This is a genomic window from Pontibacillus chungwhensis, assembly GCF_030166655.1.
In the GTDB taxonomy this organism is placed as follows: domain Bacteria; phylum Bacillota; class Bacilli; order Bacillales; family BH030062; genus Pontibacillus.
Genome location: NZ_CP126446.1, coordinates 3,399,813 through 3,415,418, shown reverse-complemented (window position 1 = coordinate 3,415,418; position 15,606 = coordinate 3,399,813). Strand labels below are relative to the sequence as shown.

Below are 15,606 nucleotides of genomic sequence, written 5' to 3'. Positions count from 1 at the left end.
TTAGCATATAAAAATTCTAAAAGGAAAAGGAGTAGATTTATGTGAGATGGGTATGGGAGTGGGGAGGAGGGATTTCGTATTGAAAAGACATCTGTTGACCTATATAACTCTCATGCTTTCTCTTGTTATAGCAGCCGGATGTTCCTCTAGTTCAACGAGTAACGGAGTAGAAGAACATTCCAATGAAGCGCTGGAAGAGGCGTTATTAAGACATCCTGATTTCCCGGCGCTCCAAGGAAGTGATGAAGAAGCCAAAATCGTCCAAACCCAAAGTGCTGGCAAGCTAGATACAACTTTTTCTTCAGACGTAAAGGTAGAGAACAAAGACAATTCCTATATTATCTATTTACAGAAAACGTGGGAGCAAGATGGACAGGAATATAAGAACTACTGGAAGTATGAGTATGACCCTGATCGAGAGGATCTGAAGCTGATGGAACATCAAGTGGAAGACCGTCAGATGAGTACAATCTAGTACCAACCGAAGGCATGTAACCCAATAAGTATAATAGCAAGATCGGCGATCATGTGGACTATCCAAGATCCTTTATACGTTCCTGCCTTCTCCGTTAAGAAAGAGAAAAACATGCCAATGCCAAACAATCCTGCAAGTGCCACCAGTGTAAGGGGAAGAGAGAACCACCCTTGAATACTTGCTAAATGGTACAACGCAAATAAACCTGACGAATATACATATCCAATCCGTCTTTTACCAAGGGATAGAAGGTTTTGAAAGATAAAACCCCGGAAGAACCATTCTTCGATCCAAGAGTTACCGAGAATGATATAAAACCCGACAGCATAAAAGGTTGTAGGTGTTATGCCAAGGTCCCTTTTAAGATAAGATCGTATTTCTGTAAAATCAATCAGATCTTTCGTTAGCCAATAACTACATAGGAGAACAACAAACGCTACAATGCCGAAGAGCAGTGGAGATTTCCATTGTTCTTTTTTCTTTTTCAGATGTGGTTTAGGGAAGTACGCATAGAATAGAAAAGGGACTCCGATGAACAAGAGGAGTTTAACAGCTGTTTTTACCGGATAAGGCATGCCGATACCTTGTTCGAAGATATATAGAAACAGACTAACAAGAAAAGAGGTCCCAACGACGATTTTGGCCCGATTCATAGTACCAACTCCTTTTTAGTTACATTTTACACTAAAAGTGTTATTTTGAACATAAGGGAGTGTGGGACAGTAAAAAGGTTTGTTTCTGTGATAAGCTGGTAACAAAACAACACAGAGTAGGTGGCGTGATGAAGAAGTGGAAGTGGTGGCAAAAGCTCTTAGCCTTGTTAGGCGTTCTTGTTATAGCCGTTGGGATTGCAGGGTATGTTTATTTACAGCCTTATGAACCCACACAAGTAGCGATTGAAGCTATGAAAGGAACAAATGAAATAGATGTAGAGCAAAAGGGCGACTGGATTTCCTTTCTTCCAACAGAAGCGGAAGACACGAGCATTCTTTTCTATCCGGGTGGTTTAGTGGAGCCAGAGAGTTATGCTCCGTTGGCTCATAAGCTTGCTGAAAACGGGTATCCGACTTACATTTTGAAGATGCCTCTTAATTTGGCCGTGCTGGCTCAAGATAAGGCAGATGAGTTAATAGAAGAAAAGGGGAATCGCTCTTACGTCATTGGGGGACATTCATTAGGTGGAGCCATGGCGGCGAGATACGCTGCGGAACATGAAGATCTCCTTGAAGGCATCTTTTTACTTGGTGCTTACCCGGATGAAGGCGGTGACCTTAGTGGCACGGACTTGTCTTTCTTGTCGATCACAGGAGAGAACGATGGGGTAATGAACCGCGAGAAATATAAAGAAGGAAAAAATTACGTACCGGAAGATCATACCTATATTGACTTAGGCGGAGCGAACCACGGTCAATTTGGTAGCTATGGGTTTCAAGAAGGGGACCAAAAAGCAACCATTTCAGGCGAAAAGCAGCGAGATCAGACGGTTGAACTGATCAGTAATTGGCTCGCAAACTAAAAACAGTGCCTATTCCAACAAGGAATAGGCACTGTTTATTTGAGGTTATTGACGCTTGAAGCCTTCTTGTTCCAGGTAATCTGTAGCAGCAGAGTAGGTCGGGAAGGTTCCGTCGAGCATGTCTCCTGCATAGATATTCCAAAGGTCAAAGTCGAATACAAGTGCTAGTGTATGTCCTTCGTCGTTGACCCATGTTTCCTGGTCTGGCTGAGATAATGAATCAATGGCATCGCGAACGATGGCCTTGATGTCTTCTTCTGAGAAGTCGCGGATGTTGACCATGCCGCGGTCATCAGTTTCTACGCCATCAATATAATAGCCGAAAACAAAGCCGTTTCCATTGGGGTGCAGGTGATAGACGACGTTTTTCTTATCCATCACGCTTTCTTCGTAGTGGAAATTGACGCGTCCAAGGGAGACGTCGTTACGTTTTAATTCCGGGAAAGATTCTATAATCGCTAGTTTTTGTTCAAATGTTAGCATAAAGCCTCCAGGTGTTCTTTTATTATTGTACGTCTCATTATAACATCCTATAAAAGTATTGTACCACCGGGGTTTAAAGTCATTCCTTCATGTTTCCGTTTGCCGGAATTTGAGCGTAGGTGGTTCGGGAAATCACTCGCTTTCCGTGGCGAGCTGGGAAGCCTCCTCGTTCGCTACGCTCTCTGTGGGGTCTCCCCTAGGCTCCTATTGCCACAGGAGTCTCGCAATTTCCCGAACCACCTATCCATATTAGGGGGAAACGGAAATACGAAACGACCCAAAGATCTGCTTCGCTTTACAAAAGAAAAATAAAATTATCTAAAGGTTGTGCTCCTTACTTCAAAAAGTCTTTCTCCCGGTAACGTGGGTTTGGGTAGTCATAGAATCCTTTTCCGGCTAGTTTGCCTGTGTGACCTTTGTCGATGTATTCGGTTTTTAGGTATTCGGCGATTTTGGCTGCTTCTTCGTCTCCTGCGTCTCCTTTGGCTTTTTGGAGGTTGTACGGAGTGTGTAGGCCGATGATGTCTAGGAAGGCGAATGGTCCGACGGGTGCGCCTGTTGAGATCATCCATGTTCTGTCGATGGTTTCAGGGTCTGATACGCCTTTGATGAGTAAGCTTTGTGCGGCTGATAGTAAGGGGACTAATAGGGAATTTAAGATGTATCCTGGTTGTTCTTTATAGATCGGGATCGGTACCATTCCGATTGCTCCTGCAAATTCTAATAGATCTTCAAAGTGTTTCTCGTCTGTTCCTTCGTGTTTCATGACTTCTCCGATGTTGTTATTCCAAATTTCATTAGCAAAGTGCAGGGCTAAGAATTTTTCAGGGCGGCCTGTGAATTCAGCGAATTGACTCGGTAAAAATGTTGAAGAGTTGGAAGCGAAGACTGTATGGTCAGGTGCTAACTTCCCAAGTTTCGTGTAGAACTCTTCTTTAATGGCCACCACTTCCGGTATCGCTTCTACAACCAAATCTGCTTGTTTTACCGCTTCTTTGAGGTCTGTAGACATACTTATACGTTTATATGTAGCGTCCACTTGTTCTTCTGTTGCCTCGAGAGCGTTCTGGTAAATTCCCATATACTTTTTGAATCGGTTATCCGTTTCTTCTAAAGCCTCTTCGGTAATGTCGTAAACGGTAACTTCAAATCCATAAAAGGCGGATTGAAAGGCGATTTGACTTCCTAAAACCCCACCGCCCGCAATCGTAATCTGTTTATAGTCCATTATTTATCCTCCTTCAAATTCCAAGAGCTCATTTACTGGATCTATTTAACATATTCGACAAAAAACGAGCTATTCCTCTTTGTTTTATTCAAAAATATGGAACTGTTAGGTGTGAAATGGAGCATATAAAACGATATAAAAAGGCCAAGGAACTCTGGTTCCTTGGCCTTTCCGTTATCTCTTTACTGAACCCTTATGCATAGCGAGGCTCATTGTACTGACCAAACCATTGATAGCGGTGGCGGGAGAACCATTTGTAAAGGGGCGACCCGACACGATCTGCAAAGGGAATGTAGAGCAGAAGACTAATAGGCACGGTTAGCGGAAGGGAGCTTAGGAGTTTACGAATTGCGTAGTACCCTTCTTTTAAACTGCCTGAAGAAGTCAGCATATGAATTTCATCATAAATGTCGCGGTATTGTAAGTATGGGTACTCGACAGGCGCTTCATCTACTTCTTGGACGGATACCCAATCTACTTTGTTAAACCAATCCAATTTCCTAAGGACAAGTTTTACGTGATAACAGAATGGACACTGAGCGTCATAGAACACCAAATGCTTCTTTTTCATACGATCATCTCCTTTTGTATACTTTACACCCCTGCTCTTGGAATTAAACCTAGTTAGACTGGGTTTTCAGAGGAGTTATGCGCTCAAAAAAAATAAAATATTCTGAAATTAAATAGATGTATATACAAATTAAATTGGATGCGCTATCATGTATATACAAGTTATTAAGAAAGCGTTTTTATATAGAATCAGATTATAGTGGGAGAGGGGATCACTATGAACTTAAAAAAACAAGCTCAACAAATTATCGAGCAAGTTGGTGGCAAAGAAAATATACAAGCTGCTACACACTGTGTGACTCGTTTACGGTTATCTTTGCATGATGAAAGTAAAGTGAATCAAGAAGAATTAGAAAAATTGGAAGCGGTTAAGGGATCGTTCTCAACAAATGGACAGTTCCAAGTCGTAATTGGTCAAGGGACTGTAGATAAGGTTTACAAAGAGATGGTGGAGTTAGGCGTTGGAGAAGCAAGTAAAGATGATGTGAAACAAGCATCTTCTGAAAAAATGAATCCGCTTCAAAAAGCCATTAAGACACTTGCGGATATTTTCATCCCAATTCTACCGGCCATTGTTACCGCCGGACTTCTAATGGGGATTCACAACATCCTCGCTCAAGAGGATATCTTTTATGATGGGCAATCTCTTATTGCCGTGCACCCGCAGTGGGCAGACCTAGCTGGCATTATTAATTTAATTGCGAACACGGCCTTTGCCTTCTTGCCCGGACTGATCGGTTGGTCAGCGGTTAAGAAATTTGGCGGGAATCCGCTACTTGGTATCGTACTTGGTTTAATCCTTGTCCATCCAGAGCTTTTGAACGCATGGGACTACGGAAATGCTGTGAAAGAAGGCCGAGTGCCAACGTGGAATTTATTCGGACTTGAAGTCGAGAAGATCGGGTATCAAGGTCAGGTTCTTCCGGTGTTATTAGCTTCTTACGTATTAGCGAAGATTGAAGTGTTCCTACGTAACCGGATACCGGATTCCGTACAGTTACTTGTTGTAGGTCCTGTCGCTTTACTTGTAACAGGATTCTTAACCTTTATTGCAATCGGACCGTTAATGTTTGGTCTTGGTAACACGATTACAGATGGTTTGGTCTGGGTATTTGATCAATTCTCTGCAATTGGTGGCTTACTATATGGTGCACTTTATCCATTGCTCGTTGTAACAGGAATGCACCACACGTTCCTTGCTGTCGACGTTCAATTAATTGGTAGCACAGGGTCGACATTCTTATGGCCGATACTTGCATTATCAAACATTTCACAAGGTTCAGCAGCATTTGGTGTATGGTTAGCTACAAAGAACGAGAATTTAAAAGGATTATCCGTATCATCTGGTGTTTCGGCTTGGTTAGGTATTACAGAACCTGCACTGTTTGGGGTTAACCTTCGCTATAAATTCCCATTCATCGCAGCGCTTGTATCTTCCGCTATTGCCGGAATGTATATCACCATTCAAAGTGTACGAGCCAATTCCATTGGGGTAGGCGGTGTACCGGGGATTGTTTCCATCCAGAACAGTGGCTGGATATCGTTTATCATTGGAATGGTTATTGTGATCGTTATCCCATTTGTAGTAACCTATGTAATGGCCAAACGCAAAAAAATATAAAACAGACCAGTTAGCAGCCGACCACACCCGGTTGCTATTGGTTTTTCTAATACGTTTATACAACAAGATAAGGAAGGTGCTCATATGACACAGCCATGGTGGAAGCAATCAGTCGTTTATCAAATCTATCCGAAGAGCTTTAACGACACGACAGGAAACGGAACGGGAGATATTCAAGGGATTATTGAGAAACTGGACTACCTCAATCATCTCGGGGTTGATGTCATTTGGTTAACTCCGATTTACACATCGCCTCAGAAAGATAATGGATATGATATCAGTGATTATTTTAATATCTATGAAGAATACGGCACGATGGAAGACTTTGAGCGTCTCTTACAGGAAGCTCATGATCGTGGTATTAAGATCATAATGGACATTGTGGTCAATCACACTTCAACGGAACATGAGTGGTTTCAGCAGTCGAAGCAATCGATAGACAATCCATATCGTGACTATTACTTCTGGAAAGACCCCGTTGACGGCGGTGCTCCGACGAACTGGGAGTCGAAATTCGGGGGCAATGCATGGGCCTTTGATGCAGAGACGGGGCAGCACTACCTGCACCTTTTCGATGTAACGCAGGCTGACCTTAACTGGGAGAACGAAGCTGTTCGTAAAAGTGTGTATGATATGATGCACTTTTGGCTTCAAAAAGGGGTCGACGGTTTCCGTTTAGATGTAATTAACCTGATCTCGAAAAATCAAGCCTTCCCAAATGATTATGAGGGAGACGGACGCCGGTTTTACACAGATGGACCACGTGTTCATGAGTATATGCATGAAATGAACCAAGAGGTCTTTTCTAAATATGAAATGATGACAGTAGGCGAGATGTCTTCTACTACGATCGATGACTGTGTGAAATACACGCATCCTGATCGGCAGGAGCTTGATATGACCTTTAGCTTCCATCATCTCAAAGTAGACTACCCAAATGGAGAGAAGTGGACGGTTGCGAACTTCGACTTTAAAGAGTTAAAGAAGGTCTTGTCTGATTGGCAAGTGGGGATGCAACAAGGTGGAGGCTGGAACGCGCTCTTCTGGTGTAACCATGACCAGCCTCGTGTCGTCTCTCGTTTCGGGAATGATACTGTCTATCACCGGGAGTCTGCGAAAATGCTAGCGACGACTATTCATCTGATGCGCGGTACGCCTTACATTTATCAAGGTGAGGAATTTGGAATGACTAATCCTAAGTTCGATACCATTGAGGACTATCGAGACGTTGAATCTTTAAATATGTATGAAATCTTAAAAGAGCAAGGGAAGACGGACAATGAAATCCTTGCTATTCTTGCGCAAAAGTCCCGTGATAATTCTCGTACACCTATGCAATGGAACGCTTCGGAGCAAGCAGGATTCACCGAGAACACACCGTGGATTCCTGTTGCGAAGAATTATCAGGAAGTAAATGCTGAAGCGGCTGTAAACGATGAGCATTCTGCATTCTATCATTATAAGAAGTTGATTGAGCTTCGGAAACAGTATGATATCATTACATCAGGAGACTACGAACTCTTAAGCTATGAGGATGATCGTGTGTTTGCTTACGCTCGTCATGGAGAATCTGAGAAATTGCTTGTCGTGAACAATTTTTATGGGGATCATACGACGTTCGAGGTGCCAGAATCGATTGATCTTGAAGCATACGAGGGCGAACGCATTCTATCTAATTACGAAGCGTCACCAAATGTAAATCGCGCGATTGAATTACGTCCTTATGAGTCCGTAGTGTATCATTTAACGAAATAAATGAGTGGTGCTATGTGAAACAGAATAAGTTTATGGGCATTTATGAAGAGCTTGTGGAATCGATTAAGACGAGTGTGTATAAGGAAGGAGAGACCCTTCCGTCAGAAAATGAGTTAGCTGAAACATTTCAAACCTCAAGAGAAACGATTCGTAAAGCATTAAATCTGTTATCGCAAAATGGGTTTATTCAAAAGGTCAGGGGCAAGGGGTCAGTCGTACTTGACGTGGGGAAGTTTAATTTTCCGGTTTCTGGACTTGTGAGTTTCAAAGAAGTATCAAAGCATATGGGGGAGAAGACGCGCACGCACGTAAATGAGCTTTCCTTAATTCATGCAGATCCGTCTATTCAAGAAGCGATGCAGCTAGACGAAGAGGCGCTCGTATGGTATGTGAGTCGGTCTCGTGAATTTAGCGGGGAGCGAATTATTTTGGATAAAGATTACCTTTATTATGGGAGTGTGCCTCGTTTGACCCGGGAGATTTGTGAGGATTCTATTTACTCATATCTAGAAGGGGAAGTAGGGCTAACGATTAGTTTCGCGAAGAAAGAAATCACAGTAGAAGAACCCACAGCTGAAGATCGCAGACTCCTGGATTTTGAAGGCTTTGCCAACATCGTGGTAATCAAAAACTATGTTTATCTCGATGATGCGACTCTTTTTCAATATACAGAATCTAGACACAGACCAGACAAGTTTCGCTTTGTAGACTTTGCCCGGCGTTAATCTCGCCTAATTAATATAAACCGAGCATGAAATCAGTGGATTTCATGCTCGGTTTTTTTGCTATAGAGGCTGATAGGATGAACTTCTTTATTATAAGCAACGGCTGTTATTCGTCATGGTCTGTTTTGATTTTTATCGATGCTTCCGGTCTACAGGGGTGTGGTCATGTAGGAGCGGTCGGTCGATAAAGGGAGGTTTTATTACTTAGGAGACACGGATGGATGCCTCGTATTCACACAAAGCGCTGTCTAAGATTTCTAACCCTTGATCGATCTGTTCTTTAGAGATCGTAAGAGGCGGGATCACGCGGATGACTTCTGTTTTGTTTCCGCAGAAGTAGAAGAGCGCTCCTTTCTCTAAGGCAGATTCTAAAATGGTCATCAGCCCTTTACTATCTCCTTCGCCTGTAACAGGATCGACGATGTCAATTGCAAGCATCAGACCCACTCCACGGACATCTCCTATCACATCGTGTTTGGCCGCTAAGTCCGTGAGTTTCTTATGAGCATAGGCGCCTACATCTTTTGTATTTTCGAGCAAGTTTTCTTCCTGGATGACATCAAGAACTGCTAGTGCGGCATTGCAGGCAATTGGGTTTCCTCCATAAGTTGTCGCATGAGAGCCAACAGGCCACTTTTGCATTAATTCTTTAGAAGCGACTGTCGCACTTAATGGGAGCCCGGATGCCATCGCTTTCGCTACGGCCATAATGTCTGGGGTCACACCGAAGTGACTGGCTGCGAACATTTCTCCTGTTCTACCGAATCCAGTTTGAACTTCATCGAAGATAAGAAGTATGCCATGTTGATCGCAAATTTCCCGTACCTTTTGAAGCCAAGCTTGTGGGGGAACGATATACCCTCCCTCACCTAAAATGGGCTCTAGAATCATGCAGGCTACTTCATCTGGAGTAACCTGATGTTCAAATAAGGATTGAATATCCTTTTCTAGTTGTTTGACGCAGAAATCACCCGGGTCTTCTCCTTCAGGACAAGCTTTTGGATTGGCATAAGGGATTTGATAGGTTAATCCATTTGGCTGCATGAATTTACGATATTTGCTCTTAGAGGTGCTTACCCCTAATGAACCCATTGTTCTTCCGTGAAAGCCGCCCGTGAAGGAGATTACATAAGGACGTTCTGTTGTGTATTTGGCTAGTTTAAGTGCACCTTCTACTGCTTCTGTTCCACTATTTGAGAAGAAAAAGCACTCCAGGTTTCCAGGCATAATAGCGGCTAACCGGTCGGCTAATGTAAGAAGCGGTTCATACATAATCACGCCGGATGGACCGTGTGTGAGCTGATCAGCTCCGTCTTTTATCGCTTGCGCAACTTTTGGGTGTCTGTGTCCGACATTTGTTACAGCTATACCAGAGGAGAAATCAAGGTATTCTTTGCCATCTGTTCCGTAATAGTAACAGCCCTCTTCTTTCTCGACAGGCAAGTTAGGAAAGTCTTTTGCCATTGTTGGGGCTAATCTGTCATGTATTGATTCGAGTAAGTGCGTCCATGTCATCGTTGTTCCCTCCGTTAGTACGTTCAATAGTTTATATTAATAAATATACATTAAAGTTAATTTATATACAATATGCATAAAGGGTTTTTTTCATGTTTTTTATAAGAAATGGAGTTTCCAAGACGCTTGCTAAGTGTTTAAGATACTGAGATCGTGTCAGGTTCGACAGCGCGCCTGATTTGTGACCATTAAATGGTTGCGGAGAAGAAGAAACCTGTTATACCCTTAAAAAGTGCTAGAATGCTAGTGAGAAGGGGAACAACATTGAAGAGATTACTTACATTGCTGTTTTGGGTTGGAATTCTATATGTGGGATACATAGGGTATTCGATTTGGACATTTGAAGGAGATCGGCCACTTGAATCTACTGATGCAGCTGTAGTATTAGGAGCTGCAGCTTATTATGATAAGCCTTCTCCTGTCTTAAAAGAGCGTGTGAATCACGCGGTGAAACTATACAAAGACGGCAAGGTTGATCATGTCATCCTCACTGGTGGGAAGGGAGAGGGGGCTCCTTTTGCAGAGTCGGAAGTAGCTCGTGACTATGCAGTAGAAAAAGGGGTTCCGAAAGAGGATACTTTCGTTGATCTGACTTCTAAGATTACAGAAGGGAACATCATCAATGCGAAGCTTATTGGAGAAGAGCAAGGGTTTAAGGACTACACCCTTGTCAGTGACCCTCTTCATATGAAGCGTTCAATGGCGATTGCTAACCAAATTAACCTCGACGCAGTAGCCTCACCGACGGAAACCTCAGCCTATCAATCATTAGAAACGAGAGTTCCGTTCTTCTTAAGAGAATGGGCTTTCTACTTCCTATATAAAGGAAGCCTTATTGTGCCAGACAGTCTGAAACCTGATGACTGGGTCCCGGTAAACCGTTGAAGGGTGCCAGACACCCTTCAGCGCTCTAAAGCGAAGTATGGTGTCAGACACACTTTATTACTCTAAAGCATAATGAGGCATCCTTCTGTTGGGGTATGGGTCTATAGAAGTGAATACATGTTCACTTGTCATATTTAGACATCAGACTATTTACTTTTTTAAGGTGTGGCATTAAAATATAGGTTAAACAAGTACAAAATATGAATCTTTTGTGAGAGTATTCACAACAAGGGATTTTATACATCATAGACGAGACATGCTACTCAATCCTTCATTAGGAGTGGACAACTTGAATGCAACTTTATCGACCCCTAAATTAGTTGGTATTGAAATTGAGAAGAAGCGTAAAGAAATGGTGGATAGCGCTATGCAACGTGGGTTTAATCATGAACGGACGTTGCGACTAAGTCAGGAATTGGATCAATTAATTAATCAGTGGAATGCCATACACGAACTAAGCTCTAATTAAGAAAGCACATGCAGATGCATGTGCTTTCTTTACATTATGAATGTTTCCGTTAGCGTTAAACTGTGCGTAAGGTGGTTCGGGAAATTACTCGCTTTCCGCGGCCCCACACGAGGTGGGGTCGTTCGACGTTGGCGATTGACTTGACGGTCTTAGTCGAACTTCATTATTCCCTTAAAAGCCTCCTCCACGCTGGAACTAGACTGGCTCCTTCTGCCGCAGGTGTCTCGCAATTTCCAGAACCACCTTTGCTATATTAGGAAGTAGAGCTGAATCTAAGCGACGGTCCAGCTGGAGGACCGGCTCATCAAACTTAGATAAGAGAACCGGTCCCTGGACACTCCAAGCACTAGCCGATAAAAGACGGCCCCATCTACAATTAAAGGATACAACTTCTGATTTTGAACAAGTCTATAAATAACAACACTAGATTATAACAGAGTCCTTCGTTATATGAACATTCCCACAAATACTGCTGTGATAAAGCTTGCGAGCGTTCCGCCGATAATGGCCTTAACGCCCAATTGAGCAACCTGGCTTTTCTTAGAAGGGGCAATGGATCCGAGTCCTACAATCAATTGGCCGATCGAAGAAAGATTCGCAAAGTTACATAAAGCTACAGTGAGGATCGCCATTGTTTCTGGTTTCAACGTTTCTTGTCCATCAAGTACCATGTTAAAGGCAATTAATTCGTTGGCAGCAATTTTCGTCCCGATAATGGATGCTGCTTGGAAAGCATCGCTTACTGGGATTCCGATTAGCAGGGCAAAAGGATAGAGAACGTAACCAAAGATTGTGGCTAGATCAAGGTCAACGATGCCTAAGATCCCATTAACTAAGGCCAGTATACTAATAAATGCAATGAGGAGTCCTCCGATATTCAAAGCAAGCTTTACCCCGTTCACTGCGCCGTCTGAAATGGCTTCAAGCACATTCACTTGTTCAGGCTTTTCCATAATGATGTCTTCATTCAATTGAGAAGTCTCACTCTCAGGTTCTAAGATCTTAGCAATTGTAAGAGATACGAAAGGAACGCTGAAAATGGAAATGAGCAGGTATTTCACGTCGATCCCCATACCGGCATAGGCTACGAAGATTGCTCCACTGGCTGAAGCAGTACCCCCTACCATAATGGCAAAAGTCTCCGAGCGCGTCATTTTACTTAAATAGGGTTTAACAAGTAATGGGGCTTCTACAACGCCTAGCACTGTGTTCCCGACAGCACTGAATGATTCTACTTTGCTCGTTCCGAGTATTTTACCTACTATAAATCCGATTCCGCGCACAATAAAAGGGATGATACGTAAATAATAAAGAGCAGCGATAAGAGAAGATATAAAGATGATTACGGCTAATACATTGATGGCGAAAACGAACTGAATATTCGTACCTTCTCCAAATAATCCTCCAAACACAAAGTTGATGCCCTCGCTGCTGAAGTCAATGACATGCTGGACCCCTTTAGCTGCTACATTGAGCATGCTTTGGCCAAAAGGAACTTTAAGCATGAAATAAACGAATAATCCCTCTAGCACTAATCCAATTGCAACGGTGCGCCACTTCACCATGCTTTTATGACTGCTTAATAACCAAGATAAAAAGATAATTCCTGCTAACGAACCGATTCCGAATAAAATGTCCATTCTTTTTCCTCCTGTAAACTTGAGTGGTGTCCAAACATTCAAAACCTTATACGTTTTTAGGTGTAGGACGTCAGACCTCTCGAAAGATACAAAAAATGCACCCACGGTCTTTGTCCTACAAAGAAAGTGGATGCATGTCATGTACGTAGACGAAACCAAATGAAGATCATTCGGCTTTTATATGCAGACTTTCCTTATAGTCCGGCAATTTATGGTTGCCAGGTAGAGACTTATGGACCCTATTTCCATAGATATATAAGGTGTTTGTATGAAGTTGAATACGTGTAATATAGCAAACACTTGTAAAGGAAACAATAGATTTTTAAGATATCTAAATATAGAGAATAGAATGACGAATCCGTGCCGTGTTTGACAAAGCTAGGTGAATCGTTTACATTAAATTTAGTATCGAAGAAATCATTCAATCGAAATCACTCTTGAAGGAGTATGTTTTATGAAGGTCGTTGTTCTTAACTAACCGTTAACTTCATACGGACCCAAAAGGGTTAAAAAAGCTTGCATACAGGCAAGTTTATTTAACTATACAATTTTGGGCAGTTAAGAACAATGAATCATAGCATAACAAGCAAGGTGTAGGAAAGGGCTATGACACATGTGTCATAGCCCTGTTCTATTTTCTTTAGACACCTTTCTAATCGATTGAATGATGGAATCGAATGTTAGCTGCAATGATGCAATCATTGCAGCTTTTTTTAATAGAAATCACTTTACTGGAGTAAAGTGTGTCAGACGCGCTTTACTCTGATAAAGTGTGAGGAGGATATCGGAATTGAATCAGAAGACATTTGAAGTGTTGGATTTTTATACAATTTTAGAACATGTAGCGCGATTTGCGTTTACGGAGCGAGGGAAAGAAACGGTGCTTTCTTTAGAGCCCTCCTTTAATAAGAAACAAATTGAAAGATGGTTAGAAGAGATTGATGAGGCGAAGGAAGTACTGAAGATCAGCAGCAGTGTACCGGTTCATAGCTTGGATGATGTGAGTCAGATGATGGAGCAGGCTAGGAAAGGGATGTTTCTAAGGCCTGATCAGTTCTCCCAACTTCAATCGTTTCTCGATCATTGTGGGAAGTTGAAGCGATTTATGAAAGACAAACAGTATGTGGCTCCCACTGTTGCATTATACGCTGAGTCCATTGAGGATCTAAGTGACCTCGAAACAGAGATTCAGTCCTCTTTACGTCACGGTCAGGTAGATGATTATGCTTCTAAGGAACTGCTGAAGATTAGAAGGCAAAAGCATAATCAGCTTGCAGAGATTAAGGATCGAATCGGACGTTTGGCTAAATCTAAAAAGTTAGCAACGTATATGCAGGAGCACGTCGTTGCAGAGAAAAATGGCCGGTTTGTGCTGCCCATAAAGGCAACGTATCGCAATAAAGTAAAAGGAACGGTGCTTGATTCTTCATCTTCTGGAGCGACCGTTTTTATTGAGCCTGAAGAAGTCACCAGGTTGCAAGAAGAGTTAGAAATGACGCGTCTTGCTGAAGAGCGGGAAGTCGAGCAGATCTTGTATTATTTAACTGCCCTCGTATTGGAACAAGAGCGTCCTCTTCAGATAGCGATGGAAACCATGCATCAATATGATGTGATCTTTGCAAAAGCGAAGTACAGCATGAGCATAGAGGGAAGAGCCGCCACCTTAAACACAGATTATAAAATCGATCTTATAGAGGCTAAACATCCTTTAATTCATAACCCTGTACCTCTTACGATCTCGCTTGGAGAGGACTATCATGCTCTCGTTATTACAGGTCCGAACACAGGTGGTAAGACCGTCACGTTAAAAACCGTTGGACTGCTCACGTTAATGGCACAATCAGGCTTGCACATCCCTGCTCATCAAGGAACGAATCTTCATATCTTCCAGCAGCTGTTCGTCGACATAGGCGATGGGCAAAGCATTACAGAAAACTTAAGCACGTTTAGCTCTCGTCTTGTGAATATAATAGAAATTCTAGAACAGTCCAATGACCATACCCTTGTATTACTCGATGAACTTGGTTCTGGTACGGATCCGGCAGAAGGGATGGGTCTTGCTACAGCTATACTCGACCAACTCTATGACAAAGGAGCTATGCTTCTGGCAACAACTCATTACAACGAAATGAAAGACTTTGCCGAATCCCGGAACGGTTTCCTGAATGGATCAATGGAGTTCGATCTTGAAACCCTTCGTCCAACCTACCGCTTGCGTCTCGGTACGACCGGTAAAAGTCAGGCTTTTGAGATTGCCCTGAAATTAGGGATGCATCCAGCGATTATTGAGAAAGCTCACGAGATTTCTTATAAGGAAGAGAAAACGTATGAAATGCGAGAGGATGCTGATCCTAAATTGATGGAAAAGCAGATTAAGACGAACGCATATGCGAGGAAGTCTTCTAAAAAGAAGAATCATAAGGAAGAAAAGGTTCCTCGTTATAACAAGGGTGATAACGTAACCGTTCTCGCTACTGAAGAAACGGGGATTGTTTACACAGGGCCGGATGCAAAAGGGAATTACGTCATCCAGGTCAAAGGTGAGAAACAAACCATTAACCATAAGAGAATTGCTCTACACATTCCGGCGGAAGAATTGTATCCTGCTGATTATGACTTTGATATTATTTTTAAATCAAAAGATTACCGGAAGATAAGGAAGCAGTTAGACCGGAAACACGTCGATGGTCTAACACTTGAAGAAGAGGATGAATCCTGATTTCA

The 15,606-nt window shown here is 42.5% G+C and carries 14 protein-coding genes and 1 riboswitch; of the genes, 8 read left to right on the top strand and 6 right to left on the bottom strand.

Features of this window, described 5'->3' with window-relative positions; all coding sequences use genetic code 11:
- The first annotated feature begins 79 nt into the window (after nt 1-79).
- On the top strand, nt 80-475 hold the full coding sequence (locus QNI29_RS17640; protein ID WP_231419002.1) for a hypothetical protein: 396 nt from the start codon (nt 80-82) through the stop codon (nt 473-475).
- Here QNI29_RS17640 and QNI29_RS17635 read toward each other — a convergent pair.
- Complete coding sequence (locus tag QNI29_RS17635) at nt 472-1,128, bottom strand: CPBP family intramembrane glutamic endopeptidase (RefSeq protein WP_231419001.1); 657 nt, start codon at nt 1,126-1,128, stop codon at nt 472-474. The two genes, QNI29_RS17640 and QNI29_RS17635, sit on opposite strands and share 4 nt — an antisense overlap.
- A gap of 128 nt (nt 1,129-1,256) precedes the next feature.
- On the opposite strand from QNI29_RS17635, the gene QNI29_RS17630 reads away from it, so the two are divergent.
- On the top strand, nt 1,257-1,991 hold the full coding sequence (locus QNI29_RS17630; RefSeq protein ID WP_231419000.1) for an alpha/beta hydrolase: 735 nt from the start codon (nt 1,257-1,259) through the stop codon (nt 1,989-1,991).
- 45 nt (nt 1,992-2,036) lie between these two features.
- On the opposite strand, the gene QNI29_RS17625 is transcribed toward QNI29_RS17630, so the two are convergent.
- The 3 genes from QNI29_RS17625 to QNI29_RS17615 all read right to left on the bottom strand — a co-directional run bounded on the left by QNI29_RS17625 (nt 2,037) and on the right by QNI29_RS17615 (nt 4,273).
- Complete coding sequence (locus QNI29_RS17625; protein WP_231418999.1) at nt 2,037-2,474, bottom strand: hypothetical protein; 438 nt, start codon at nt 2,472-2,474, stop codon at nt 2,037-2,039.
- Nucleotides 2,475-2,808: 334 nt separating this feature from the next.
- Nucleotides 2,809-3,702 carry a 3-hydroxyacyl-CoA dehydrogenase gene (locus QNI29_RS17620; RefSeq protein ID WP_231418998.1) on the bottom strand — a complete coding sequence of 298 codons (894 nt, stop codon included), beginning with the start codon at nt 3,700-3,702 and terminating at the stop codon, nt 2,809-2,811.
- Nucleotides 3,703-3,895: 193 nt separating this feature from the next.
- Nucleotides 3,896-4,273: a thiol-disulfide oxidoreductase DCC family protein gene (locus QNI29_RS17615; RefSeq protein ID WP_231418997.1), complete on the bottom strand. Its 378-nt coding sequence runs from the start codon at nt 4,271-4,273 to the stop codon at nt 3,896-3,898.
- 216 nt (nt 4,274-4,489) lie between these two features.
- Between QNI29_RS17615 and treP the strand changes: the two genes are divergently transcribed.
- The 3 genes from treP (at nt 4,490) to treR (ending at nt 8,373) form a co-directional block, all read left to right on the top strand.
- Complete coding sequence (treP, locus tag QNI29_RS17610) at nt 4,490-5,893, top strand: PTS system trehalose-specific EIIBC component (protein WP_231418996.1); 1,404 nt, start codon at nt 4,490-4,492, stop codon at nt 5,891-5,893.
- An 84-nt stretch (nt 5,894-5,977) separates the two neighbouring features.
- Complete coding sequence (gene treC, locus QNI29_RS17605; RefSeq protein ID WP_231418995.1) at nt 5,978-7,648, top strand: alpha,alpha-phosphotrehalase; 1,671 nt, start codon at nt 5,978-5,980, stop codon at nt 7,646-7,648.
- A gap of 32 nt (nt 7,649-7,680) precedes the next feature.
- A complete protein-coding gene (treR, locus tag QNI29_RS17600; protein WP_231419055.1) occupies nt 7,681-8,373 on the top strand; it encodes a trehalose operon repressor in 693 nt (230 codons plus the stop codon).
- A gap of 204 nt (nt 8,374-8,577) precedes the next feature.
- On the opposite strand, the gene QNI29_RS17595 is transcribed toward treR, so the two are convergent.
- The gene (locus QNI29_RS17595) at nt 8,578-9,888 is read right to left on the bottom strand and encodes an aspartate aminotransferase family protein (RefSeq protein ID WP_231418994.1); all 1,311 of its coding nucleotides are present in this window, start codon (nt 9,886-9,888) and stop codon (nt 8,578-8,580) included.
- Nucleotides 9,889-10,152: 264 nt separating this feature from the next.
- Here QNI29_RS17595 and QNI29_RS17590 point away from each other — a divergent pair, with 264 nt between their 5' ends.
- Together QNI29_RS17590 and QNI29_RS17585 are read left to right on the top strand one after the other, a co-directional pair.
- On the top strand, nt 10,153-10,773 hold the full coding sequence (locus tag QNI29_RS17590; protein ID WP_231418993.1) for a YdcF family protein: 621 nt from the start codon (nt 10,153-10,155) through the stop codon (nt 10,771-10,773).
- A 289-nt stretch (nt 10,774-11,062) separates the two neighbouring features.
- The gene (locus QNI29_RS17585; protein WP_231418992.1) at nt 11,063-11,242 is read left to right on the top strand and encodes an aspartyl-phosphate phosphatase Spo0E family protein; all 180 of its coding nucleotides are present in this window, start codon (nt 11,063-11,065) and stop codon (nt 11,240-11,242) included.
- 446 nt (nt 11,243-11,688) lie between these two features.
- Here the strand turns inward: QNI29_RS17585 and QNI29_RS17580 are convergent, their stop codons facing one another.
- Nucleotides 11,689-12,882, bottom strand: coding sequence for a NupC/NupG family nucleoside CNT transporter (locus QNI29_RS17580; protein ID WP_231418991.1), 1,194 nt, complete (start codon nt 12,880-12,882; stop codon nt 11,689-11,691).
- Between the two features lie 177 nt (nt 12,883-13,059).
- Nucleotides 13,060-13,161, bottom strand: a riboswitch (purine riboswitch).
- A gap of 511 nt (nt 13,162-13,672) precedes the next feature.
- Here QNI29_RS17580 and QNI29_RS17575 point away from each other — a divergent pair.
- The gene (locus QNI29_RS17575) at nt 13,673-15,601 is read left to right on the top strand and encodes an endonuclease MutS2 (protein WP_231418990.1); all 1,929 of its coding nucleotides are present in this window, start codon (nt 13,673-13,675) and stop codon (nt 15,599-15,601) included.
- Nucleotides 15,602-15,606: the final 5 nt, after the last annotated feature.

Bases quoted from the DNA above. Each gene is read 5' to 3' on its own strand.
- QNI29_RS17630 (WP_231419000.1), top strand. From the start codon at position 1,257: ATGAAGAAGTGGAAGTGGTGGCAAAAGCTCTTAGCCTTGTTAGGCGTT.
- QNI29_RS17595 (WP_231418994.1), bottom strand. From the start codon at position 9,888: ATGACATGGACGCACTTACTCGAATCAATACATGACAGATTAGCCCCA.
- QNI29_RS17625 (WP_231418999.1), bottom strand. From the start codon at position 2,474: ATGCTAACATTTGAACAAAAACTAGCGATTATAGAATCTTTCCCGGAA.
- treR (WP_231419055.1), top strand. From the start codon at position 7,681: ATGGGCATTTATGAAGAGCTTGTGGAATCGATTAAGACGAGTGTGTAT.
- QNI29_RS17580 (WP_231418991.1), bottom strand. From the start codon at position 12,882: ATGGACATTTTATTCGGAATCGGTTCGTTAGCAGGAATTATCTTTTTA.
- QNI29_RS17615 (WP_231418997.1), bottom strand. From the start codon at position 4,273: ATGAAAAAGAAGCATTTGGTGTTCTATGACGCTCAGTGTCCATTCTGT.
- treC (WP_231418995.1), top strand. From the start codon at position 5,978: ATGACACAGCCATGGTGGAAGCAATCAGTCGTTTATCAAATCTATCCG.
- treP (WP_231418996.1), top strand. From the start codon at position 4,490: ATGAACTTAAAAAAACAAGCTCAACAAATTATCGAGCAAGTTGGTGGC.
- QNI29_RS17635 (WP_231419001.1), bottom strand. From the start codon at position 1,128: ATGAATCGGGCCAAAATCGTCGTTGGGACCTCTTTTCTTGTTAGTCTG.
- QNI29_RS17620 (WP_231418998.1), bottom strand. From the start codon at position 3,702: ATGGACTATAAACAGATTACGATTGCGGGCGGTGGGGTTTTAGGAAGT.